This is a genomic window from Streptomyces solincola (assembly GCF_002982015.1).
Lineage (GTDB): Bacteria > Actinomycetota > Actinomycetes > Streptomycetales > Streptomycetaceae > Streptomyces > Streptomyces solincola.
In genome coordinates this window covers 1-23,820 of the sequence record NZ_PVLV01000259.1, presented here as the reverse complement: position 1 = coordinate 23,820, position 23,820 = coordinate 1, and the positions used below count along the sequence as shown (strand labels likewise).

The following is a 23,820-nucleotide window of genomic DNA, read 5'->3' as shown; positions in this document are numbered from 1 at the left end:
ACCAAGCTGCGCCACACCCCGTCGGTGCGACACGTAGGGTACATGCCCGGAGACCCGCCGTGCCGCGGAAACGTGCCGACGGCGGGTCTCCGGGCATGTACCCTACGTGTCGCACCGACGGGGTGTGGCGCAGCTTGGTAGCGCGTCCGCTTTGGGAGCGGAAGGCCGTGGGTTCAAATCCCGCCACCCCGACCACGCCCGTCCCGGGCCGTCCCTTGATCGCGTTGTGGGCCCCTCCCTGCTTGCGGTTACTATGCAAGCTGCGTGCCCGTGTGTCTCTCTGACCGGGCCGAATCCGCCGCAGCCGCCTTCCAGGCGGCGTGGCAGAACCCCAGAATCAGCCACCAAGGAGACCGAACCGTGAAGAGCGCCGTGGAGACCCTGAACCCGACCCGGGTTCGGCTCACTGTCGAGGTGCCCTTCGAGGAGCTCAAGGACAGCCTCGACGCGGCGTACAAGAAGATCAACCAGCAGGTCACGGTCAAGGGCTTCCGCAAGGGCAAGATCCCGGCTCGCGTGATCGACCAGCGGTTCGGCCGCGGCGCGGTCCTGGAGGAGGCCGTCAACGACGCCCTCCCGCGCTTCTACACCGACGCGGTCAACGAGGCCGAGGTCAACCCGCTCGGCCAGCCCGAGGTGGACATCACCGAGCTGAAGGACGGCGAGCTGCTGGCCTTCACCGCCGAGGTCGACATCCGGCCGGCCATCGAGATCCCGGACTACTCCGGCATCGAGGTCACCGTCGACGCCGTCGAGGTCTCCGACGAGGACGTGGACAAGTCCGTCGAGCAGCTCCGCGACCGCTTCGCCTCCACCAACCCGGTCGAGCGCGCCGCCGCCGAGGGCGACGTCGTCACCCTCGACCTGGAGGCCAAGGTCGACGGCGAGGTGCTGGCCGACGGCCAGGCCGAGGGCGTGCAGTACACCATCGGCTCCGGCGAGCTGCTGGACGGCGTCGACGAGGCCGTCACCGGCAAGTCCGCCGGCGAGGAGGCGACCTTCACCTCCACCCTCAAGGGCGGCTCCGCCGAGGGCAAGGAGGCCGAGGTCACCGTCAAGGTCACCGCGGTCGCCGCCCGCGAGGTGCCCGAGCTGGACGACGAGTTCGCCCAGATGGCGTCGGAGTTCGACACCCTCGAGGAGCTGCGCGCCGACAGCCGCAAGCGCCTGGAGAACATGAAGCAGTACGACCAGGCCACCCAGGCCCAGGAGCGCGTCCTGGACGAGCTGCTGAAGCTGGCCGAGGTGCCGATCCCCGAGAAGCTCCTCGAGGACGAGGTCAACACCCGCAAGCACAACCTGGAGCACCACCAGCTCGGCCAGATGGGCCTGAACCTCGACAAGTACCTGGAGATCCAGGGCAAGACCGCCGAGGAGTTCGACGCCGAGACCCGCGAGCAGGCGGTCAAGGGCATCAAGACCCAGTTCGTCCTGGACGAGCTGGTCAACAAGGAGAAGCTCAACGTCAGCCAGGAGGAGCTCACCGAGCACCTCATGCGGCGCGCCGCCTCCTCCGGCATGAGCCCCGACCAGTTCGCGCAGGCCGTCGTCGAGGGCGGCCAGGTGCCGATGCTCGTCGGCGAGGTCGCCCGCGGCAAGGCGCTCGCGGTGGTCGTCGACGCGGTGAAGGTCGTCGACACCAACGGCGAGGCCGTCGACCTGAGCGACGAGGACGACGAGGCCGCCGAGGCCGCCGAGGCCTCGGCCGAGGACGCCCCGGCCGCCGACGACGAGAAGGCCGCCGACAAGTCCGAGTGACCCGGCACGGCGTACGGCGACGGGCCCGGCCCGCACCCCGGTGGTGCGGCCGGGCCCGTCGCGTCCGCGCCCGCCCGGGCGCCAAGGGCCCGCGCCGCGGCCTACCTTGCGCTCCCAGCGAACAGTTCGGGAACCGGGATGGCGGCTGCCGACCAGCGCGTTAGGGTCCATGAATACGAGGGCAGGCACATACCCGCCCAGTACGTACGACGCTGAGACGGCCCGTGCCGTCGGAGACGAGCAGGTGGATACGTGACGAATCTGAAGCCTTACGCCGCGGGTGAGCCGTCCATCGGTGGCGGCCTCGGCGACCATGTCTACAACCGGCTGCTCGGCGAGCGCATCATCTTCCTCGGCCAGCAGGTCGACGACGAGATCGCCAACAAGATCACTTCGCAGATGCTGCTCCTTGCCGCGGACCCCAGCAAGGACATCTACCTGTACATCAACAGCCCCGGCGGCTCGGTGACCGCCGGCATGGCGGTCTACGACACCATGCAGTACATCCCCAACGACGTGGTCACCATCGGCATGGGCATGGCCGCCTCGATGGGCCAGTTCCTGCTGACCGGCGGCACCCCCGGCAAGCGCTTCGCGCTGCCGAACACCGACATCCTGATGCACCAGGGCTCCGCCGGCATCGGCGGCACCGCCTCGGACATCAAGATCCAGGCCGAGTACCTGCTCCGCACCAAGAAGCGGATGGCCGAGATCACCGCGCGCCACTCCGGCCAGACCATGGAGACGATCATCCGCGACGGCGACCGCGACCGCTGGTTCACCGCGGAGGAGGCCAAGGAGTACGGCCTGATCGACGACATCATGTCCGCCGCCGCGGGCGTTCCGGGCGGTGGCGGCACCGGCGCCTGAGCCGTACGCCGCAGCGTCCCACCCCAAGCCTCAGCCCGCCGAACGCCACCAGGATGGTGAACACCCCAATGAGCAACTTCCCCGCGAGCGGCCTCTACTCCGGCCCGCAGGTGGACAACCGGTACATCGTGCCCCGGTTCGTCGAGCGCACCTCCCAGGGCGTCCGCGAGTACGACCCGTACGCCAAGCTCTTCGAAGAGCGCGTGATCTTCCTCGGCGTGCAGATCGACGACGCGTCCGCCAACGACGTGATGGCGCAGCTCCTGTGCCTGGAGTCGATGGACCCGGACCGCGACATCTCCATCTACATCAACAGCCCCGGCGGCTCGTTCACCGCGCTGACCGCGATCTACGACACGATGCAGTTCGTGAAGCCGGACATCCAGACGGTCTGCATGGGCCAGGCCGCCTCGGCCGCCGCCGTGCTGCTGGCCGCCGGCACCCCCGGCAAGCGGATGGCGCTGCCCAACGCCCGCGTGCTGATCCACCAGCCGTCCGGCGGCACCGGCCGCGAGCAGCTCTCCGACCTGGAGATCGCGGCCAACGAGATCCTGCGGATGCGCACCCAGCTCGAGGAGATGCTGGCCAAGCACTCCAGCACGCCGATCGAGAAGATCCGCGACGACATCGAGCGCGACAAGATCCTCACGGCCGAGGAGTCCCTGGCCTACGGCCTGGTCGACCAGATCGTGTCGACCCGCAAGAGCACCACCGGGGCGGCTGCCTGACCCCGACGGCGCTCCCTCGGCGCGGTTCAGCCACACCCGGTGTGCCTGAACCGTGCCGAGGGGGGCCCGAACACGGGCTTGGGCAAGGTACCGTCGGATAGAGGCACCAGGAGCGGCTGCACCAGGCCGCTCCCAGGCGAAGGGGAAGCACCTCGTGGCACGCATCGGTGATGGCGGCGACCTGCTCAAGTGCTCGTTCTGCGGAAAGAGCCAGAAGCAGGTGAAGAAGCTCATCGCGGGCCCAGGTGTGTACATCTGCGACGAGTGCATCGACCTGTGCAACGAGATCATCGAGGAGGAGCTCGCCGAGACCTCCGAGGTGCGGTGGGAGGAACTCCCCAAGCCGCGTGAGATCTACGAGTTCCTGGAGGGGTACGTCGTCGGGCAGGAGCCCGCGAAGAAGGCCCTCTCCGTCGCGGTGTACAACCACTACAAGCGCGTCCAGGCCGGCGAGAACGGCGGCGCGCAGGGCCGGGACGACGCGATCGAGCTGGCGAAGTCCAACATCCTGCTCCTCGGCCCGACCGGTTCGGGCAAGACGCTGCTCGCCCAGACCCTGGCCCGGATGCTGAACGTCCCGTTCGCCATCGCCGACGCCACGGCGCTCACCGAGGCGGGCTATGTCGGCGAGGACGTCGAGAACATCCTGCTGAAGCTGATCCAGGCGGCCGACTACGACGTCAAGAAGGCCGAGACCGGGATCATCTACATCGACGAGATCGACAAGGTCGCCCGCAAGAGCGAGAACCCGTCGATCACCCGGGACGTCTCCGGCGAGGGCGTGCAGCAGGCCCTGCTGAAGATCCTGGAGGGCACCACCGCCTCGGTGCCGCCGCAGGGCGGACGCAAGCACCCGCACCAGGAGTTCATCCAGATCGACACGACGAACGTCCTGTTCATCGTGGGCGGCGCGTTCGCCGGACTGGAGAAGATCATCGAGTCGCGGGCCGGCGCGAAGGGCATCGGCTTCGGCGCGACCATCCGCTCCAAGCGGGAGATCGAGGCCAGCGACCAGTTCCAGGAGGTCATGCCGGAGGACCTGGTGAAGTTCGGGATGATCCCCGAGTTCATCGGCCGCCTCCCGGTCATCACCTCGGTGCACAACCTGGACCGCGAGGCCCTGCTGAAGATCCTGGTCGAGCCGCGCAACGCCCTGGTCAAGCAGTACCAGCGGCTCTTCGAACTCGACGGCGTCGAGCTGGACTTCGACCGCCCCGCCCTGGAGGCCATCGCCGACCAGGCCATCCTCCGCGGCACCGGCGCGCGCGGCCTGCGCGCCATCATGGAGGAGGTCCTGATGTCGGTGATGTACGAGGTCCCCTCCCGCAAGGACGTGGCCCGCGTCGTCATCACCGAGGACGTCGTGCACAGCAACGTCAACCCGACCCTCGTGCCCCGCGTCGTCAAGGACCAGGGGCCGCACGAGAAGTCGGCGTAAGCCACCGAGAAGGGCGCCGGGAGCGGTTCGCAGCGGAACCGCCTCCCGGCGCCCTTTCGTGTCGTGCCGCGGGCCGTCAGGCCTTGACGCGGACCTCCTTGCGGAGCTTGGCCGCGATCTCGGCGGCGGCCTCGGGAGTGGATGCCTTGCCGGCCAGGACGTCCGCCATCGTCAGCGGCATCACCATCGCCATGGTGCTGTGGTCGCCCCACGCGCACAGCGTCAGGTTGATCTCCTTGGGGCCCTGCCCGCTGGCGCCGTCCTTCGGAGTGCCCTTGCCCTGCTGGCACTTGAGCACGGCGCCTTCGAAGCCGGCCGGCTTGTACTCCTCCGGCTCGCCGGCGAAGGTCATCTTCATGTCGTCGTCGCTCTCGGTGGCGGCCTTGGTCTTCATGAAGGCGAAGAAGCCGTCGACGACCTTCTCCGGGTCCTCGATCTGCCCGTAGACGCCGCCGAAGGTGATCAGCTTGCCGGCGAGCGGGTTGGACTCGTCACCCGCCTGGTAGTTGGCGCTGACGTCCTTGGCGTCCTTCACGCCCCACTGCTCGGCGTTCTTCAGCATCTCGTCGTCGTCCTTCGAGGACGAGCCGGACGAGGTGTCCTTCTTGTACTCGCCCAGCACCGTCGCCGGGGTGGTGAGCTTGTGCGGGCCGTCGTCGGCGATGTCCGCGCCGCCGCTGCCGAAGACGAAGTACGCGCCCACGGCGATCGCCGCGACCACCGCGACCGCGCCCAGGATCACGCCGGTCTTCTTGCCGCCGCCGCCCGACGGCGGAGGCGGCGGGTACTGCCCGGGACCGGCGCCGTACGGCGGCTGGGGCTGCCCGTAGGGGCCGGGGGCCTGCGGCTGCCCGTACGGTCCCGGCTGCTGCTGCGGGGGAGCGCCCTGCGGGTAGCCGTAGCCCGCCTGCGGGGGCACGCCCTGAGGCGCCTGCGGGTAGCCGTAGCCCGGCTGCGGCGGCTGGGCGGGCGGCTGGCCGTACGGGTTGGGCTGACCGTACGGGCCGGGCTGCCCGGGCTGCCCGCCGTACGGACCCGGCTGGTTGGTGCTCATGAAAGGGGTCCCCCTCCGAATGCTTATGCGTTGCTCACATCCTGGCCGAAAGCGTGTCCGCACGGCACGGCGGGGGTGGGACCGTTACCGAACAATCCCGTTTCAGGACGCCGTCGGGACACCCCTAAACTGGGCCCGTGACCGAGAACTCAAGCCAGCACCCGCCGACCGCCCCCGAACTGCCGACCCAGTACGCGCCGGCCGACGTAGAGGGGCAGTTGTACGAGCGCTGGGTGGAGCGGGGCTACTTCGACGCGGACGCGAGCAGCGACAAGCCCGCGTACACCGTCGTCATCCCCCCGCCCAACGTCACCGGCAGCCTGCACCTCGGCCACGCCTTCGAGCACACGCTGATCGACGCCCTCACCCGCCGCAAGCGGATGCAGGGCTACGAGACGCTGTGGCAGCCCGGCATGGACCACGCCGGCATCGCCACCCAGAACGTCGTCGAGCGCGAGCTGGCCAAGGAGGGCAAGTCCCGCCACGACCTGGGCCGGGAGGCGTTCGTCGAGCGCGTCTGGCAGTGGAAGGGCGAGTCCGGCGGCCAGATCTCCGGCCAGATGCGCCGCCTCGGCGACGGCGTCGCCTGGTCCCGTGAGCGCTTCACCATGGACGAGGGCCTGTCCCAGGCCGTCCAGACCATCTTCAAGCGGCTCTACGACGACGAGCTGATCTACCGCGCCGAGCGGATCATCAACTGGTGCCCGCGCTGCCTGACCGCCATCTCCGACATCGAGGTGGAGTACCAGGAGGACGACGGCGAGCTGGTCTCCATCCGGTACGGCGACGGGGACGCCGCGCTGGTCGTCGCCACCACCCGCGCCGAGACGATGCTCGGCGACACCGCCGTCGCCGTCCACCCGGACGACGAGCGGTACAGGCACCTGGTCGGCACCGAGGTCGAACTGCCGCTCACCGGCCGCCGCATCCCCGTCGTCGCCGACGAGCACGTCGACCCGTCGTTCGGCACCGGCGCGGTCAAGGTGACCCCGGCGCACGACCCCAACGACTTCGAGATCGGCCGCCGGCACGGGCTGGCCAACCTCTCGGTCATGGACGAGCGCGCCGTCATCACCGCGCACGGCCCCTTCCAGGGCCTGGACCGGCTCGAGGCGCGCAGCGCCGTCGTCGCCGCCCTGCGCGCCGAGGGCCGGATCGTCGCCGAGAAGCGCCCGTACAAGCACTCCGTCGGGCACTGCTCCCGCTGCAAGACCACCATCGAGCCGCGGCTGTCCATGCAGTGGTGGGTCAAGGTCGGCCCGCTCGCCCAGGCCGCCGGGGACGCGGTCCGCGACGGCCGGGTCGCCATCCACCCGCAGGAGATGGAGAAGCGGTACTTCGACTGGGTCGACAACCTCCACGACTGGTGCATCTCGCGGCAGTTGTGGTGGGGCCACCGCATCCCGGTCTGGTACGGCCCGGACGGCGAGGTCGTCTGCGTCGGGCCCGACGAGGAGCCGCCGAGCGGCGAGGGCTGGCACCAGGACACCGACGTCCTGGACACCTGGTTCTCCTCCGGCCTGTGGCCGTTCTCCACCATGGGCTGGCCCGAGAAGACCCCGGACCTCGCGAAGTTCTACCCGAACTCCGTCCTGGTCACCGGCTACGACATCCTGTTCTTCTGGGTCGCCCGGATGATGATGTTCGGCCTGTACGCGATGGACGGCCAGGTGCCGTTCCGCACCATCGCCCTGCACGGCATGGTCCGCGACCAGTTCGGCAAGAAGATGTCGAAGTCCTTCGGCAACGCGGTCAACCCGCTGGACTGGATGGACGAGTACGGCTCCGACGCGCTCCGCTTCACCCTGGCCCGCGGCGCCAACCCCGGCATCGACGTGCCGATCGGCGAGGACTGGGTGCAGGCCTCCCGGAACTTCGCCAACAAGATCTGGAACGCCACCCGGTTCGCCCTGATGAACGGCGCCACCGTCGAGGGCCCGCTGCCGGAGCCGGAGCGGCTGACCGCCACCGACCGCTGGATCCTCTCCCGGCTGAACGCCACCGTGGCCGAGGTGGACGCCCTCTACGAGGACTTCCAGTTCGCCAAGCTGTCGGACGCGCTGTTCCACTTCGCCTGGGACGAGGTCTTCGACTGGTACGTCGAGCTGTCCAAGACCACCTTCTTCGCCGGCGGCGAGCAGGCGAAGGTCTCCGCCCGCGTCCTCGGCGAGGTCCTGGACGTCACCCTGCGGCTGCTGCACCCGGTCGTGCCGTTCGTCACCGAGAAGCTGTGGACGGCCCTGACCGGCGGCGAGTCGCTGGTCATCGCCGACTGGCCGAAGGACGGCGGCTTCCGCGACGAGGCCGCCGAGCGGGAGATCGCGCTGGTCCAGCAGGTCGTCACCGAGGTCCGCCGCTTCCGCAAGGACCAGGGGCTCAAGGACGGCCAGAAGGTCCCGGCCCGCTTCGAGCTGGGCGACACCGGGCTGGCCGGGCACGAGACGGCGATCCGCCAGTTGCTGCGCCTCCAGCCCGAGGGCGAGGGCTTCGCCGCCACCGCCTCGCTGCCCGTCGCGGGCGCGACGGTCGCCCTGGACCTCTCCGGCGCCATCGACGTGGCCGCCGAGCGCAAGCGCCTCACCAAGGACCTCGCCGCCGCCGAGAAGGAGAAGGCCCAGGCCACCGCCAAGCTGGGGAACGAGGCCTTCCTGGCCAAGGCCCCCGACCAGGTGGTGGAGAAGATCCGCACCCGGCTGGCCGGCGCGGACGACGACATCGCCCGGATCACCCGCCAGCTGGAGACGCTGCCGCAGGTCTGAGCGCTGTGAAGGCGTACGAGGACGGGCCCCGCACCGGTGAGAAGGTGCGGGGCCCGTCGTCGTACCGGAGTGCCGGTGGCCGGCTCAGCCCTGCTCGGGGCCGCCCTCGACGGCCGCCGGGTCCATCCAGAAGATCTCGAAGGTGTGGCCGTCCGGGTCGTCGAAGGCGCGGCCGTACATGAAGCCGAGGTCCTGGGCGTCCCGGGTCTCCTTGGCACCGGCCGCGATCGCCTTGTCCAGCATCTCGTCGACCTTCTCGCGGCTCTCCGCGTTGAGCGCGAGCAGCACCTCGCTGGTGTCGGCGTCGGCGATGGCCTTGGTGGTGAACTCGGCGTACTTGGGCTTCTCCAGCAGCATGATCACGATGTGGTCGCTGACCACGACCGAGGCGGTGTGCTCGTCGCTGAACTGCTCGTTGAGCGGGTAGCCGAGCGAGGTGAAGAACTTCTTCGACACCTCGATGTCGGCCACGGGGAGGTTGGGGAAGATCATCTGCTGGTACATCGGGGCTCCGTCCCGTCCGTGTGCCAGGGCGTCCGCCCTGCCGTGCTTCGTACACCCATACAGACCGGGGTCCGGCCGGAAACTCATCGCCGCCGGTGACGGAAAAGGGGAGGGGAAGAGGGGCGGGTCCGCTTTCGTAGACTGAGGGCGTGAGCGAGCAGCCCCCCGAGCCCAGCGACAGCACCTCCGACCACGGTCCCGGTGACGACTTCGACGAGATCGTGGCCGCCGAGACGGACCGGGACCCCGACCTGGCGGTGATCGAGGCCGGCAGCCGGACGCTGCGCGCCCAGGCCGGGCCGCCGCAGGCCGAGCCGGTGCCGGCCCGCCCGGCCGACCCCGAGGTGGACAAGGCCCTGCGGGAAGTGGAGGCCGAGCTGGCCGGCCGCTGGGGCGAGACCAAGCTGGAGCCGTCCGTCAGCCGGATCGCGGCCCTGATGGACGTGCTGGGCGAGCCGCAGCGCTCCTACCCCTCCATCCACATCACCGGCACCAACGGCAAGACCTCCACGGCCCGGATGATCGAGGCCCTGCTCACCGCGTTCGACCTGCGCACCGGCCGCTACACCTCGCCGCACGTGCAGTCGGTCACCGAGCGGATCAGCCTGGACGGCGCCCCGATCAGCCACGAGCGGTTCGTGGAGACCTACCGGGACGTCCAGCCGTACGTGGAGATGGTCGACGCGGCCCAGGAGCACCGGCTCTCCTTCTTCGAGGTGCTCACCGGGATGGCGTACGCCGCCTTCGCGGACGCGCCGGTGGACGTCGCGGTGGTCGAGGTCGGCATGGGCGGCACCTGGGACGCCACCAACGTCATCGACGGATCGGTGGCCGTGGTGACCCCGATCAGCCTGGACCACACCGACCGGCTCGGCTCCACGCCGGGCGAGATCGCCGCTGAGAAGGCTGGGATCATCAAGGCGGACGCCACCGTCGTCATGGCCCAGCAGCCGGTGGACGCGGCGCAGGTGCTGCTGAAGCGGGCCGTGGCGGCGGACGCCACGGTCGCCCGGGAGGGCATGGAGTTCGGCGTGACCGCCCGCGAGGTGGCCGTCGGGGGGCAGCTGCTGACCCTGCGCGGGCTGGGCGGCGAGTACGAGGAGGTCTTCCTCCCGCTGTACGGCGCGCACCAGGCGCACAACGCGGCGCTGGCGCTGGCCGCGGTGGAGGCGTTCTTCGGCGTCGGCGCCCAGGACGGCCGGACGCTGGACATGGAGACGGTCCGCCGGGCGTTCGCCACGGTGGCCTCGCCGGGCCGGCTGGAGGTCGTCCGGCGCAGCCCCACCGTCGTGCTGGACGCGGCGCACAACCCGGCCGGCGCGCAGGCCGCCGCGGACGGGGTGCGCGAGGCGTTCTCCTTCTCCCGGCTCGTCGGGGTCGTCGGCACCAGCGGCGACAAGGACGTGCGCGGGCTGCTGGAGGCGCTGGAGCCGATCCTGGCCGAGGTGGTCGTCACGCAGAACTCCACCGCGCGGGCGATGGACGCCGACGAGCTGGCGGCCCTCGCCGTCGAGGTCTTCGGCGACGAGCGGGTGGTGGTCGAGCCCCGCCTCGACGACGCGCTGGAGGCGGCGATCACCCTCGCGGAGGAGGAGGACGAGTACGCCGGAGCGGGCGTGCTCGTCACCGGTTCGGTCATCACGGTCGGCGAGGCCCGGCTGCTGCTCGGAAGGGGCTGAGGTCCGTGCGTACGCTCTGCGCGTCCACGCTGATCGGCGAGTTCTTCGTGATCGGGTTCGCCGGCCTGGTGGCGATGAAGGACGACACCCTGGCCATGGGCACGGTCTGGACGGTGTGCGGGGTGCTGATGGCGCTCAGCGTGCTGCTGTGCGGGATGCTCACCCGTCCCGGCGGCGTCCCGTTGGGCTGGGCGCTCCAGGTCGCGCTGATCGCCAGCGGCTTCGTGGTCCCGCTGATGTTCTTCCTCGGGGCGGTGTTCGCCGGGCTGTGGTGGGCCTCGATCCACTTCGGCCGCAGGATCGACGAGGCCAAGGCCCGCTGGGCCGCCCAGGAGGCCGCCGGGGCCGGGAGCGCCGGCGCCTGACCCCGAGGCGAGGCCCGGCCCGGCCCCGTACAAGCGGCCGCTTGGCCGCCCTGTAGCCTCAGCTCACCGCACCGCACCCCTCCCAAGGAGCCGCCGCACATGTCCCAGCGCACCCTCGTCCTGCTCAAGCCCGACGCCGTCCGCCGCGGGCTGATCGGGGAGATCATCGGCCGGATCGAGCGGAAGGCCGGCTGGACCATCGCCGCGATGGAGCTGCGCACGCTCGGCCAGGACACGCTGGAGCAGCACTACGGCGAGCACCAGGGCAAGCCGTTCTACGAGCCGCTGGTCGCCTTCATGAAGTCCGGGCCGGTGGTGGCGCTGGTGGTCGAGGGCGAGCGGGTGATCGAGGGCGTACGCCGTCTGGCCGGTCCGACCGACCCGATCGCGGCGGAGCCGGGGTCCATCCGGGGTGATTTCGGCACCATCGTCCGGGAGAACCTGATTCACGCCTCGGACTCCGAGGAGTCCGCCATTCGGGAACTGAAGATTTTCTTCCCCGGTCTTTCCTGATCCGTTTTCTGATCGGGTATCAGCGGCGGTTGCGCTCGTCGTATCCGCCATACGCGCTCTGCGCCTGGGGCGACCGAAGGAATTTCGGTCGCCCTTCGGCATATGAACGCGACCGAAGGGAACGCATCGGTCCGATGCCTCGTCACCTGTACAGAGGTGTCACCTGTACAGAGGTGTGCGGAGGCGGGCCACCGCGCCGGGATCCGGCGGGCGGCACTACGATGGAATCTCCGCGTTCACACCACCCACCACCTCGCCGACCTGAGAAGCCGTCAAGCTCTGACTGGGGAGGTCCGACGCATCCTCATGGGAAACAAGGGGAACTCAATGTCGTTCATCGGCCGTGACATGGCTGTCGACCTCGGGACCGCCAACACGCTGGTGTACGTGAGGGGCCGCGGCATCGTCCTGAACGAGCCGTCCGTCGTCGCGATCAACACCAACACCGGCGGCATCCTGGCGGTGGGCGCCGAAGCGAAGAAGATGATCGGCCGCACGCCCGGCAACATCGTCGCCGTGCGGCCCTTGAAGGACGGCGTGATCGCCGACTTCGAGATCACCGAGCGGATGCTCCGCTACTTCATCCTCAAGATCCACAAGCGCCGCTACCTGGCCCGCCCGCGCGTCGTGGTCTGCGTGCCCTCCGGCATCACCGGAGTGGAGCGCCGCGCCGTGATCGAGGCGTCCACCCAGGCCGGGGCGCGCCAGGTGCACATCATCGAGGAGCCCATGGCCGCCGCCATCGGCTCGGGCCTGCCCGTCCACGAGGCCACCGGCAACATGGTCGTGGACATCGGCGGCGGCACCACCGAGGTCGCCGTCATCTCGCTCGGCGGAATCGTCACGGCACAGTCCATCCGGGTGGCCGGCGACGAGCTGGACAACGCGATCATCCAGCACATCAAGAAGGAGTACAGCCTGCTGCTCGGCGAGCGCACCGCCGAGCAGATCAAGATCACCATCGGCTCCGCGTACGACCTGGAGACCGACGAGCACACCGAGATCCGCGGCCGCGACCTGGTCTCCGGGCTGCCCAAGACGGTGGTCATCTCCGCCGCCGAGGTGCGCAAGGCCATCGAGGAGCCGGTCAACGCCATCGTGGACGCGGTCAAGACCACCCTGGACAAGTGCCCGCCGGAGCTGTCCGGCGACGTCATGGACCGGGGCATCGTGCTCACCGGCGGCGGCGCGCTGCTGCGCGGCCTGGACGAGCGGCTGCGCCGGGAGACCGGCATGCCGATCCACATCGCCGAGGACCCGCTCGACTCGGTCGCCCTCGGATCCGGCAAGTGCGTCGAGGAGTTCGAGGCGCTCCAGCAGGTGCTGGACGCCCAGCCCCGCCGGTAGGCGTCCGGCCCCGACCCCGGCTGCGGGGCCCGTCCATCCGGGCGGGCCCCGTGCCGGGCCCGCCCGACCGGCGGCTTCGGCCGGCGGTTGGTATAACGGCATACACATCGCTACGAGGAAGGCACGGCCGCCCGCGTGAGGGACACACGAGAGAGCCGGCTGCTCCTGGTGCTGCTGGTCGTCATCGCGTTCGCACTGATCACGGTGGACATCCGCGGCGGTGAGGAGTCACCCGTCGACGGGGCCCGGCGGGCCGCCGCCACGGTCTTCGGCCCGGTCGAGACCGGTGTCGCGTCCGCCGTCGACCCGGTGGGCAACGCCATCGCGGCCGTCCGAGACTCGGGCGAGCGGCACAACCGCATCGCCGCGCTGGAGCGCGAGAACGCCGCCCTGAAGACCAGGCTCGGCAGCGACGACCGCAACCGCAGCCGGGTCCGCGAACTGGACAACCTGCTGCGCAGGGCCGGCGCCGGCCAGTACGGCATCAAGGCCGCCGAGGTCGTCGCCATAGGAGCCGCGCAGGGCTTCTCCTGGACCGTCACCCTCGACGCCGGCGCCGACGACGGCATCAAGCGGGACATGACCGTCATCAACGGCGACGGACTGGTCGGCCGGGTCACCACCGTCGGCCCCTCCACCGCCACCGTGCTGCTCGCCAACGACCCGGACTTCACCGTCGGCACCCGGATGGAGCGCACCGACGAACTGGGCTTCGCCACCGGGCAGGGCGACCGGCCGCTGTCGGTGCAGTTCCTCAACGGCAAGGCCCGGGTCAGGCCCGGCGACCGGCTGGTCACCTTCGGCTCGCAGGCCGACAGGCCGTTCGTGGCCGGCGTGCCGGTCGGCGAGGTGGTCCGGGTCGACCCCTCCGGCGGCGAACTCACCAAGAACGTCTTCGTCCGCCCGTACGCCTCCTTCAGCAAGCTCGACATCGTCGGCGTCGTCGTCCAGGCCCCGCGTACCGACCCGCGCGACACGGTGCTGCCGCCGAAGCCCAAGCCCGAGCCCACCGTCACCGTCACGGTGACCCCGACGCCGACCGCCGGACCCAGCGGCGGCCCCTCCGAGGCGCCGAACGCCCAGCCGCAGGACCCGGCGGCCCGCAACGAGAACGACCCGGCCGACCAGCCGGCGGACACCGACCCGGCGGGGGATGAGTAAGGCCATGCGCGTCAACCGGATCCTGCTCTCCGCGACCCTGCTGTTCGTCGCCCTCGTCCTCCAGGTCTCCGTCCTCGCCCGGCTGCAACTGCCCGGCGCGGTGCCCGACCTGCTGCTGCTCACCGTGGTGGGGCTGGCCCTGGTGTACGGGCACGTCACCGGCGCCCTGGTCGGCTTCGCCGCCGGGCTGCTCGCCGACTTCGCCCCGCCCGCCGACCACGCCGCCGGCCGCTACGCCCTGGTGCTGTGCGTCGTCGGCTACGTCGTGGGGCTCGCCAAGCCGCCCACCGGACAACTGCGCTCCATCACCGTGCCGATGGCCATGGTGGTGCTCGCCGCGGTCGGCTCCACCCTGCTGTACGCGGGCGTCGGCGCCCTGGTCGGCGACACCGCCGCCCGCCATGTCGGCCTGGTCTCGCTGCTGCTGACGGCCGTCGTCTACGACCTGCTGCTGGCCCCGTTCACCGTGCCGCTGGTGATGGCGCTGGCCCGGCGGGCCGACAGCGACCCGCTCGCCGAGTCCACCGGCTCCTCCGGCGCCGACGTCGCCGGAGGCTGGAGCGCCTTCGGCACCGGGCTGCGCATCGGCGACCAGCGCGGCGGGCTGCGGCTGAAGGCCGCCCGCAACCGCGCCGCCCGGGCCGGCCGAATCAAGGGCGTCAAGCGGCTGTGAGCGCGACGGCCACCGTAGGGCGTCCGGTAAGCGCGACGGCCACCGTGAACAAGGCGACCACCACAGGCGAGGGGGCCACCGCGCCATGACCAACATCCCCGAGACCGGCCGGACCCCGCGGGTGCAGATCCGCCTGATCGTCATCCAGGTGCTGGTCTTCTCGCTGCTGCTCACCCTCGGCGGGCGCCTGTGGTACCTCCAGATCCGGCAGGGCAAGGAGTACACGGACGAGGCGAAGAACAACCACGTCCAGCAGGTCGTCCAGCCCGCCGTGCGCGGCTCCATCCTGGACGCCCGCGGCATCCCGCTCGCCGACAACGAGACCCGCCTGGTGGTCTCCGCCTCGCGCACCGAGCTGATGAAGATGAAGGACGACGGCAAGGGCGTCCTCACCAAGCTGGCCGGCGTGCTGAAGATGAAGCCCAAGGACGTGACGGACAAGGTCCGGCTCTGCGACGCCGAGACCCCGCAGCCCTGCTGGAACGGTTCGCCCTTCCAGCCCATCCCGGTCACCGACGAGGCCACCACCCAGCAGGCCCTCCAGATCCGCGAGCGGGCCGAGGACTTCCCCGGCATCACCGCCGAGCCCACCGCCGTACGCCGCTACCCGGCCCCCGGCAAGTCCCGCACCTCGCAGGTCCTCGGCTACCTCTCGCCCGTCACCGACGGCGAGATCGAGAAGGCCAAGGACAGCGACTCGCCGTTCCTGCGCTCCGACATGGTCGGCCGCTCCGGCCTGGAGCGCACCTACGACAAGGCGCTGCGCGGCAAGGCCGGCGTCACCCGCTACGAGGTCGACAACATGGGCCGCGTCCTCGGCCGGGCCGAGTCCGACCCGGGCCGCCCCGGCTCCTCGGTGGTCACCTCCATCGACGCCCGGGTGCAGGCGGTCGCCGAGTACGAGCTGGCCCAGGCGATGAAGGTGGTCCGCAAGGAGACCGACAAGATCACCGGCCGGCCCTACGAGGCCGACTCCGGGGCCGTCGTCGTCATGGAGTCCAAGACCGGCCGGATCGTCTCCATGGCCTCCCAGCCCGACTACGACCCCAACGCCTGGGTCGGCGGCATCTCCGGCAAGGAGTACGCCCGGCTCACCGGCAAGAACTCCAACTACCCGCTGCTGAACCGGGCCATCCAGGGCCAGGCGCCGGCCGGCTCGATCTTCAAGGTGGTCTCCGCCAGCGCCGCCGTACGGGCCGGCTACGACTTCGACGGCCGCTACGACTGCTCCAGCTCCTACAGCCTGGGCAGCCGCAGCTTCGCGAACTTCGAGTCCCAGGGCCACGGCCCCATCTCGCTCGGCGACGCGCTCAAGTTCTCCTGCAACACCGTCTTCTACCGCCTGGGCCACCAGGAGTGGCAGCGGGACGGCGGGCTGAAGCCCAAGAAGGACGCCCACGACTGGTTCTACCGCACCGCCCACGACTTCGGGCTCGGCGCCGAGACCGGCATCGACCTGCCCAACGAGGTCAAGGGCCGCATCCCGGACCGCAAGTGGAAGCAGTCCTTCTGGGAGGCCAACAAGGACGTGTGGTGCAAGCAGGGCAAGAAGGGCGGCGACTACGTCCAGCAGATCGCCTACGAGAGCTGCCTGGAGGGCAACCAGCTCAAGGCGTTCGACAGCATCAACTACGCCATCGGCCAGGGTGACGTGCTGGTCACCCCCATCCAGATGGCCACCGCCTACGCCGCCATCTCCAACGGCGGCACGCTCTTCGACCCCACCGTCGGCAAGGCCCTGATCAGCCCCGACGGCAAGAGCATCGAGGAGATCAAGCCGCAGCCGCACGGGAAGCTGCCGGTCGACGCCAAGACCATCGCCGACCTCGACAAGGGCCTGCGCTCGGTCGTCGAGCCCGGCGGCACCGCCGCCTGGCGGTTCGGCGGCTGGCCGCAGGACAAGATCCCGATGCGCGCCAAGACCGGCACCGCCCAGGTCTACGGCAAGCAGACCACCTCGTGGTTCGCCACCTACACCGACGACTTCACCATCGTCATGACCATCTCCCAGGGCGGCACCGGCTCCGGCGCCTCCGGACCGGCCGTGCGCAACATCTACGACGCCCTGTACGGGCTGGACGACGAGGGCAACCAGGACCTCAAGCGCGCCCTGCTGCCCGGACCGCAGAAGACCCTGCCGAAGGTCCTGCCGGACGGCACCATCGAGGCCCCGCCCATCGCCCCGTACACCCCCTCCAAGAAGGTCGAGGGCGGGCAGGAGCAGCTCGCCGGGCCGCCTCCGCTCGCCGGCACGCCCCTGAACCGGAGGGACTGAGGCGCGATGACCGCCAACAACTTCTCCATCCCCCGCTACGCCCCCGACAAGGGCGGCGCCTGGACGCGGATGACCGCCCGCGACTCGCTGGTGCGCCGCCTGGACTGGCCGCTGCTGGGCGCCTCGCTGGCCCTGTCGGTGCTCGGCTGCCTGCTGGTGTGGTCCGCCACCCGCGGCCGCACCCAGCTCAACGGCGGCGACCCCTACTCGTTCCTCTTCCGCCACGCCCTCAACACCGGCATCGGCCTGGCCCTGATGGTCGGCACCATCTGGCTCGGCCACCGCACCCTGCGCGGCGCCGTCCCGGTGCTGTACGTCCTTTCGGTGCTGCTGGTGCTGCTGGTGCTCACCCCGCTGGGCGCCACCATCAACGGCGCGCACGCCTGGATCAAGGTCGGCGGACTCTCCCTCCAGCCCTCGGAGTTCGTCAAGGTCACCATCATCCTGGGCATGGCGATGCTGCTCGCCGCCAAGGTCGACGCCGGCGACCAGCTCCACCCCGACCACCGCACCGTCGCCAAGTCCCTCGGCATCGCGATCCTGCCCATGGCCATCGTGATGCTGATGCCGGACCTCGGTTCGGTGATGGTCATGGTCGTCATCGTGCTCGGCGTGCTGCTCGCCTCCGGCGCCTCCAACCGCTGGATCTTCGGCCTGATCGGCGCGGGCGTCGCCGGGGCGGTCGCGGTCGCCGCGCTCGGCGTGCTGGACCAGTACCAGATCAACCGCTTCGCCGCCTTCGCCAACCCCGAGCTGGACCCGGCCGGCGCCGGCTACAACACCAACCAGGCCCGCATCGCCATCGGCTCCGGCGGGCTCTACGGCGAGGGGCTGTTCAACGGCCACCAGACCACGGGGCAGTTCGTGCCCGAGCAGCAGACCGACTTCATCTTCACCGTCGCCGGCGAGGAGCTGGGCTTCATCGGCGGCGGCGCGATCATCCTGCTGCTCGGCGTGGTGCTCTGGCGGGCCTGCCGGATCGCCCGGGAGACCACCGAGCTGTACGGGACGGTCGTCGCCGCCGGCATCATCGCCTGGTTCGCCTTCCAGTCCTTCGAGAACATCGGGATGACGCTGGGGATCATGCCGGTCGCCGGACTGCCGCTGCCGTTCGTCTCCTACGGAGGCTCCGCGATGTTCGCCGTGTGGGTGGCGATCGGACTGCTCCAGTCCATCCGGGTGCAACGCCCGATGAGCGCCTGACCGGCACAGCCCGAACAGCGACCGCGACGCCCCCGGGACGGCATGGGAAGCCGCCCCGGGGGCACCGCGGCACAGCCCGAACAGCGACCGCGACGCCCCCGGGACGGCATGGGAAGCCGCCCCGGGGGCACCTTTACGTCCATGGCGGACACCAGGCGCGAGATCGAACGGAAGTACGAGGCGGCCCCCGGCACGGCCCTGCCCGACCTCACCGGCACCGCCGGCATCGCCCGCGTCCACGACGCGGGCGCCGCCGAGCTGGACGCCGTCTACCACGACACCGCCGACCTGCGGCTGGCCGCCGCCGGCGTCACCCTGCGCCGCCGCACCGGCGGAGCCGACGCCGGCTGGCACCTCAAGCTGCCCGTCGCCCCCGGCGTACGCGACGAGGTGCACGCCCCGCTCGCCGAGGACGTGCCCGACGAGCTGGCCGCCCTGGTCCGCGCCCGCACCCGCGACGCCGCCCTCGCGCCCCTGGTGCGCCTGCGCTCCCACCGCGAGATCCGCCACCTGCTCGCCGAGGACGGCAGCCTGCTCGCCGAGCTGGCCACCGACAGCGTCCGCGCCCAGCGGCTCGGCGGCAAGAAGGTCACCGCCGCCGCCTGGACCGAGATCGAGGTCGAACTCGCCGACGGCGGCGACCCCGCCCTGCTGGACGCCGTGCACAAGAAGCTCCGCAAGGCCGGCATCACCGCCTCCGACGCCCCCTCCAAGCTGGCCCGGGCGCTGGCCGAGACCGGCCGCCGCGCCCCCGACCACTCCGCGCCCGCCGGCGACACCGCCGGCGACCGGGTCCTCGCCTACCTCCACGAGCAGGTCCAGGCCCTGACCGCCTACGACCCCGCCGTACGCCGCGACCTGCCCGACTCCGTGCACAAGATGCGGGTCGCCACCCGCCGGATGCGCAGCGCCTTCAAGACGTACAAGAAGGTCCTCGACCCGGCCGCCACCGCGCCCCTGGGCGACGAGCTGAAGTGGCTGGCCGGGGAGCTGGGGGCCGACCGCGACCACGAGGTCCTCACCGAACGCCTCACCGCCCACCTCGACGCCGTCCCCGTCCCCCTGCTGCTGGGCCCGGCGCGCGCCCGCCTCACCGCCTGGTCCGCGGCCGGCCGCACCTCCTCGCACGCCCACACCCTCGCCGTCCTGGACGGCGACCGCTACACCCGTCTGCTCGACGCCCTGCACGCCCTCCTCGCCGACCCGCCCCTCCGGGGCCCGGCCCGCAAGGACGCCCGGCCCGTCCTGGCCAAGGCCGTCCTGAAGGACTTCGACCGCCTCGCCCGCCGCGTCGACGCGGCGCTGGCCACCCCCGCCGGCCACGACCGCGACGTGGCCCTGCACGAGGCCCGCAAGGCCGCCAAGCGCGCCCGGTACGCGGCGGAGGCCGCCCGCCCCGCCCTCGGCAAGCCCGCGAAGAAGCTGGCCAAGGCGGTCAAGGGCGTGCAGAAGCTGCTCGGCGACCACCAGGACGGCGTGGTCGCCCGCGACCAGATCCGGCAGCTCGCGATCAAGGCCCACGCGGCCGGCGAGACCGCCTTCACCTGGGGCCTGCTGTACGGCCGTGAGGAGGCGGAGGCCGAACGCGTCGAACGCGCCCTGCCGCAGGTCTGGGCCGAGACGGCCGAGCGGGGACGCGGCAGCAGCCTGCGCACGCTGTGACGGCGAACGGGCGCCCCCGATCGCGGGTACGCTGGTGAGTCGCCCTGCCCGTCCACGAAGGTTCCCGATGTCTTCCCAGTCGTCTGCTTCCGCCGTGCCGTCGTCCGCCGAGGCCGCCGCTTCGGTGTTCCCGCAGCTCGAAGCCCTGCTCCCGCACGTGCAGAAGCCCATCCAGTACGTCGGCGGTGAGCTGAACAGCACCGTCAAGCCCTGGGACGAGTGCGATGTCCGCTGGGCGCTCATGTACCCGGACGCCTACGAGGTGGGGCTGCCCAACCAGGGCGTCATGATCCTCTACGAGGTGCTCAACGAGCGCCCCGGTGTGCTGGCCGAGCGGACCTACAGCGTCTGGCCGGACCTGGAGGAGCTGATGCGCGAGCACGGCGTCCCCCAGTTCACGGTCGACAGCCACCGCCCGGTCCGGGCCTTCGACGTGCTGGGCCTCAGCTTCTCCACCGAGCTGGGCTACACCAACATGTTCACCGCGCTGGACCTCGCCGGCATCCCGCTGGAGGCCAAGGACCGCACGGTGGACGACCCGATCGTGCTGGCCGGCGGCCACGCGGCCTTCAACCCCGAGCCGATCGCCGACTACATCGACGCGGCGGTCATCGGCGACGGCGAGCAGGCCGTGCTCGACATGACCGAGATCATCCGCGCCTGGAAGGCCGAGGGCCGCCCCGGCGGCCGCGAGGAGGTCCTCTTCCGCCTCGCCAGGACCGGCGGCGTCTACATCCCCGCCTTCTACGACGTCGAGTACCTGCCCGACGGCCGGATCGGCCGGGTCGTGCCCAACCGCTCCGGCGTGCCGTGGCGGGTCTCCAAGCACACCGTCATGGACCTCGACGAGTGGCCCTACCCCAAGCAGCCGCTGGTCCCGCTCGCCGAGACCGTGCACGAGCGGATGTCCGTGGAGATCTTCCGCGGCTGCACCCGGGGCTGCCGCTTCTGCCAGGCCGGCATGATCACGCGCCCCGTGCGGGAGCGAAGCATCACCGGCATCGGCGAGATGGTCGACAAGGGCCTGAAGGCGACCGGCTTCGAGGAGGTCGGCCTGCTCTCGCTCTCCTCCGCCGACCACTCCGAGATCGGCGACATCGCCAAGGGGCTGGCCGACCGCTACACCGAGGACAAGGTGGGCCTCTCGCTGCCCTCCACCCGGGTGGACGCCTTCAACGTCGACCTCGCCAACGAGCTGACCCGCAACGGCCGCCGCTCCGGACTGACGTTCGCCCCCGAAGGCGGCTCCGAGCGGATGCGCAAGGTCATCAACAAGATGGTCTCCGAGGACGACCTGATCCGCACGGTCGCCACCGCCTACGGCAACGGCTGGCGGCAGGTGAAGCTGTACTTCATGTGCGGGCTGCCCACCGAGACCGACGAGGACGTCCTTCAGATCGCCGACATGGCGATGAACGTCATCGCCAAGGGCCGCGAGGTCTCCGGCTCCGGCGACATCCGCTGCACCGTCTCCATCGGCGGCTTCGTGCCCAAGCCGCACACCCCCTTCCAGTGGGCCCCGCAGCTCTCCGCCGAGGAGACCGACGCCCGCCTGGAGAAGCTGCGCGACAAGATCCGCGGCGACAAGAAGTACGGCCGCTCCATCGGCTTCCGCTACCACGACGGCAAGCCCGGCATCATCGAAGGGCTGCTCTCCCGCGGCGACCGCCGGGTCGGCGACGTCATCCGCGCCGTCTGGGAGGACGGCGGCCGCTTCGACGGCTGGCGCGAGCACTTCAGCTACGACCGCTGGATCGCCTGCGCCGACAAGGCCCTGCCCGAGCACGGCGTCGACCTCGCCTGGTACACCACCCGCGAGCGCGGCTACGAGGAGGTCCTGCCCTGGGACCACCTCGACTCCGGCCTCGACAAGGACTGGCTCTGGGAGGACTGGCAGGACGCCCTCGACGAGACCGAGGTCGAGGACTGCCGCTGGACCCCGTGCTTCGACTGCGGCGTCTGCCCGCAGATGGACACCTCCATCCAGATCGGCCCCACCGGCAGGAAGCTCCTGCCGCTGACGGTCGTCAAGTAGCGCCCGGGACCCTTCCCGCCGCGTTCCCGCCGCCCCTTCCGCCCTGCCCGGCGGGAGGGGCGGCGGCGCGTGCGCGGCCCGCTGACATACCCGCCGCCCGGGACGGGTAGGCGGCAGGGGAGCAGTGCGGCCGGGCGTCACCCGGGTGCACCGCTTCGACCAGGCGGAACGCAGCCCGGGGAACTGTTCGGCGGGGCCGGGCGTACTCTGGGTAGGACAGACGCTCCCGGCGCGGACCCGTCGCCGAGATCTCCTCGCCCAGGTGGTGCGGGGGTGAGCCGGACGGGGCCCCCGGGGCCGCCAAGCTTCGTGGGCGGTGCGCCACCCGCGCCCGCCCCGCACCGAGGAGAAGAACCACTGGGCAAGCGACAGCCCGTAGGCCCGCCGCCGGCACCGGCGGTGCAGCGCATCCGACTGCGCTACACCAAGCGCGGCCGCCTCCGGTTCACCAGCCACCGCGACTTCCAGCGCGCGTTCGAGCGGGCGCTGCGGCGCGCCGAGGTGCCCATGGCGTACTCGGCGGGCTTCACCCCGCACCCCAAGGTCTCGTACGCCAACGCGGCGCCCACCGGCACCGGCTCCGAGGCCGAGTACCTGGAGATCGCCCTCACCGCCCGCCGCGACCCCGAGGCGCTGCGGCTGCTGCTCGACGAGTCGCTGCCGCCCGGCCTCGACATCACCGACGCGGTGGAGGCCCGCACCTCCGGCCTCGCCGACCGGCTGACCGCCTCGGTGTGGGAGCTGAGGCTGACCGGGGTGGCCCACGAGCAGGCGGCGCAGGCCGTCGCGGATTTCCTCGCGGCCGAGACCGTCGAGGTACGGCGTACCACCAAGAACGGGGTACGCGCGTTCGACGCCCGGGCCGCCGTGGCCGGGCTGGAAGCCGCACCGGCCCCGTCCGATAGGCCGGACCAGGGCCCTTGTGCGATACTGCGGCTGGTTGTTCGGCACGCGACACCCGCCGTTCGACCCGACGACGTCCTGTCCGGTCTCCGAGCTGTGGCCGACCTGGCGCCGCCGGTCCCCGCAGCGGTGACCAGGCTGGCGCAGGGGCTCTTCGACGAGGAGTCCGGCACGGTGACCGACCCGCTCGCGCCCGACCGCGAGGCAGTCCTGGCCGCCCCACCCACGGCCGCCGGATCCGCCGCCGCCCCGGAGCCGGCAGGTGCGGGTCCCGCGTAGGGACGGCCGTCACCGCGCGGCCCAGGCACTCGGGAGCCACCTGGGTCCGGCCGCGCACACCCACAGGAGACTTTCGCCAGGCCTGCGCAGAAGGCGTACGGAACCGGCGAGCCAACACATCAGCTCCCGTGCGGCGCCCGCGCCTGACGCGGCGCCCGGGAGCGTGACGGGAGAACCGCCCGCATGCGCGAAGTGAACGAGTCCGGCACCGCCGGCGCCAACGAGGACAAGAACAGCACCGACGGGAACTCGCCCAGCGACACGCTGCCCCCGCGCCGCCGTCGCCGTGCCGCGTCCCGCCCGGCCGGCCCGCCGACCGGAGCCGCCCCCGCCGAGGCCGCCGAGGTGACCGCCGAGCCCGCCGCCGCTCCCGCGAGCGCCGACGCCCTCGCCACCGAGACGCCCGCCGAGGACGCCCCCGCGCCGCGCCGCCGCCGCGCCACCCGCAAGGCCACCGCCGCCGCCGGTCCGCCGCCCGCCGCCGAGGAGAGCGCCGCGCCGAGCGCGGACGCCGACGAGAGCGCCGAGGCCGCCGAGGAGGCCCCCGCGCCGCGCACCCGCCGCCGGGCCACCCGCAAGGCCACCGCGCCGGCCGGCGCGGTGGCCTTGCGGGT

The 23,820-nt window shown here is 71.4% G+C and carries 18 protein-coding genes, 1 tRNA gene and 1 pseudogene; 18 read left to right on the top strand and 2 right to left on the bottom strand.

Annotation, left to right across the window (positions count from 1 at the left end; all coding sequences use genetic code 11):
• Positions 1–118 precede the first annotated feature (118 nt).
• From C6N75_RS17385 to clpX, 5 genes are all read left to right on the top strand, one after another.
• Positions 119–195, top strand: a tRNA-Pro gene (locus C6N75_RS17385).
• Between the two features lie 165 nt (positions 196–360).
• Positions 361–1,758 carry a trigger factor gene (gene tig / locus C6N75_RS17380; RefSeq protein ID WP_105869821.1) on the top strand — a complete coding sequence of 466 codons (1,398 nt, stop codon included), beginning with the start codon at positions 361–363 and terminating at the stop codon, positions 1,756–1,758.
• A 252-nt stretch (positions 1,759–2,010) separates the two neighbouring features.
• Complete coding sequence (locus C6N75_RS17375; protein ID WP_105869820.1) at positions 2,011–2,628, top strand: ATP-dependent Clp protease proteolytic subunit; 618 nt, start codon at positions 2,011–2,013, stop codon at positions 2,626–2,628.
• 53 nt (positions 2,629–2,681) lie between these two features.
• Positions 2,682–3,356 carry an ATP-dependent Clp protease proteolytic subunit gene (locus C6N75_RS17370; RefSeq protein WP_105869819.1) on the top strand — a complete coding sequence of 225 codons (675 nt, stop codon included), beginning with the start codon at positions 2,682–2,684 and terminating at the stop codon, positions 3,354–3,356.
• 154 nt (positions 3,357–3,510) lie between these two features.
• Entirely contained in the window at positions 3,511–4,794 is a 1,284-nt protein-coding gene (clpX, locus tag C6N75_RS17365; RefSeq protein ID WP_105869818.1) for an ATP-dependent Clp protease ATP-binding subunit ClpX, read from the top strand.
• 76 nt (positions 4,795–4,870) lie between these two features.
• Here clpX and C6N75_RS17360 read toward each other — a convergent pair whose 3' ends face one another.
• Positions 4,871–5,848 carry a hypothetical protein gene (locus tag C6N75_RS17360; protein WP_105869817.1) on the bottom strand — a complete coding sequence of 326 codons (978 nt, stop codon included), beginning with the start codon at positions 5,846–5,848 and terminating at the stop codon, positions 4,871–4,873.
• 137 nt (positions 5,849–5,985) lie between these two features.
• Here C6N75_RS17360 and C6N75_RS17355 point away from each other — a divergent pair, with 137 nt between their 5' ends.
• Entirely contained in the window at positions 5,986–8,607 is a 2,622-nt protein-coding gene (locus C6N75_RS17355; RefSeq protein WP_105869816.1) for a valine--tRNA ligase, read from the top strand.
• An 84-nt stretch (positions 8,608–8,691) separates the two neighbouring features.
• On the opposite strand, the gene C6N75_RS17350 is transcribed toward C6N75_RS17355, so the two are convergent.
• Complete coding sequence (locus C6N75_RS17350; protein WP_105869815.1) at positions 8,692–9,111, bottom strand: VOC family protein; 420 nt, start codon at positions 9,109–9,111, stop codon at positions 8,692–8,694.
• 149 nt (positions 9,112–9,260) lie between these two features.
• Between C6N75_RS17350 and folC the strand changes: the two genes are divergently transcribed.
• The 12 genes and pseudogenes from folC to C6N75_RS17290 all read left to right on the top strand — a co-directional run.
• A complete protein-coding gene (gene folC / locus C6N75_RS17345; RefSeq protein ID WP_105869814.1) occupies positions 9,261–10,790 on the top strand; it encodes a bifunctional tetrahydrofolate synthase/dihydrofolate synthase in 1,530 nt (509 codons plus the stop codon).
• A 5-nt stretch (positions 10,791–10,795) separates the two neighbouring features.
• Positions 10,796–11,155 (top strand): DUF4233 domain-containing protein, encoded by a 360-nt coding sequence (locus C6N75_RS17340; protein ID WP_105869813.1) that lies wholly within the window; start codon positions 10,796–10,798, stop codon positions 11,153–11,155.
• A gap of 99 nt (positions 11,156–11,254) precedes the next feature.
• On the top strand, positions 11,255–11,668 hold the full coding sequence (gene ndk / locus C6N75_RS17335) for a nucleoside-diphosphate kinase (RefSeq protein ID WP_105869812.1): 414 nt from the start codon (positions 11,255–11,257) through the stop codon (positions 11,666–11,668).
• Between the two features lie 327 nt (positions 11,669–11,995).
• Complete coding sequence (locus C6N75_RS17330; protein ID WP_105869811.1) at positions 11,996–13,015, top strand: rod shape-determining protein; 1,020 nt, start codon at positions 11,996–11,998, stop codon at positions 13,013–13,015.
• Between the two features lie 135 nt (positions 13,016–13,150).
• Positions 13,151–14,176, top strand: a complete 1,026-nt coding sequence (gene mreC / locus C6N75_RS17325) for a rod shape-determining protein MreC (protein WP_105869810.1) — start codon at positions 13,151–13,153, stop codon at positions 14,174–14,176.
• 4 nt (positions 14,177–14,180) lie between these two features.
• Positions 14,181–14,849: a rod shape-determining protein MreD gene (gene mreD / locus C6N75_RS17320; protein ID WP_105869809.1), complete on the top strand. Its 669-nt coding sequence runs from the start codon at positions 14,181–14,183 to the stop codon at positions 14,847–14,849.
• 85 nt (positions 14,850–14,934) lie between these two features.
• The gene (mrdA, locus tag C6N75_RS17315) at positions 14,935–17,124 is read left to right on the top strand and encodes a penicillin-binding protein 2 (RefSeq protein ID WP_105869808.1); all 2,190 of its coding nucleotides are present in this window, start codon (positions 14,935–14,937) and stop codon (positions 17,122–17,124) included.
• Between the two features lie 6 nt (positions 17,125–17,130).
• On the top strand, positions 17,131–18,327 hold the full coding sequence (gene rodA / locus C6N75_RS17310) for a rod shape-determining protein RodA (RefSeq protein ID WP_105869807.1): 1,197 nt from the start codon (positions 17,131–17,133) through the stop codon (positions 18,325–18,327).
• Positions 18,328–18,468: 141 nt separating this feature from the next.
• A complete protein-coding gene (locus tag C6N75_RS17305; protein ID WP_105869806.1) occupies positions 18,469–19,989 on the top strand; it encodes a CYTH and CHAD domain-containing protein in 1,521 nt (506 codons plus the stop codon).
• A 67-nt stretch (positions 19,990–20,056) separates the two neighbouring features.
• On the top strand, positions 20,057–22,024 hold the full coding sequence (locus C6N75_RS17300) for a TIGR03960 family B12-binding radical SAM protein (RefSeq protein WP_105869805.1): 1,968 nt from the start codon (positions 20,057–20,059) through the stop codon (positions 22,022–22,024).
• A gap of 399 nt (positions 22,025–22,423) precedes the next feature.
• Positions 22,424–23,206 (top strand): TIGR03936 family radical SAM-associated protein, encoded by a 783-nt coding sequence (locus C6N75_RS17295; RefSeq protein WP_105869804.1) that lies wholly within the window; start codon positions 22,424–22,426, stop codon positions 23,204–23,206.
• A 183-nt stretch (positions 23,207–23,389) separates the two neighbouring features.
• Positions 23,390–23,820 (top strand): annotated as a pseudogene (locus C6N75_RS17290) (Rne/Rng family ribonuclease); the annotation flags it as partial.

Coding starts and splice junctions, on each gene's coding strand:
- C6N75_RS17370 (WP_105869819.1), top strand. CDS start 2,682: ATGGTGAACACCCCAATGAGCAACTTCCCCGCGAGCGGCCTCTACTCC.
- C6N75_RS17360 (WP_105869817.1), bottom strand. CDS start 5,848: ATGAGCACCAACCAGCCGGGTCCGTACGGCGGGCAGCCCGGGCAGCCC.
- C6N75_RS17350 (WP_105869815.1), bottom strand. CDS start 9,111: ATGTACCAGCAGATGATCTTCCCCAACCTCCCCGTGGCCGACATCGAG.
- ndk (WP_105869812.1), top strand. CDS start 11,255: ATGTCCCAGCGCACCCTCGTCCTGCTCAAGCCCGACGCCGTCCGCCGC.
- C6N75_RS17330 (WP_105869811.1), top strand. CDS start 11,996: ATGTCGTTCATCGGCCGTGACATGGCTGTCGACCTCGGGACCGCCAAC.
- mreD (WP_105869809.1), top strand. CDS start 14,181: ATGCGCGTCAACCGGATCCTGCTCTCCGCGACCCTGCTGTTCGTCGCC.
- mrdA (WP_105869808.1), top strand. CDS start 14,935: ATGACCAACATCCCCGAGACCGGCCGGACCCCGCGGGTGCAGATCCGC.
- rodA (WP_105869807.1), top strand. CDS start 17,131: ATGACCGCCAACAACTTCTCCATCCCCCGCTACGCCCCCGACAAGGGC.
- C6N75_RS17305 (WP_105869806.1), top strand. CDS start 18,469: ATGGCGGACACCAGGCGCGAGATCGAACGGAAGTACGAGGCGGCCCCC.
- C6N75_RS17300 (WP_105869805.1), top strand. CDS start 20,057: ATGTCTTCCCAGTCGTCTGCTTCCGCCGTGCCGTCGTCCGCCGAGGCC.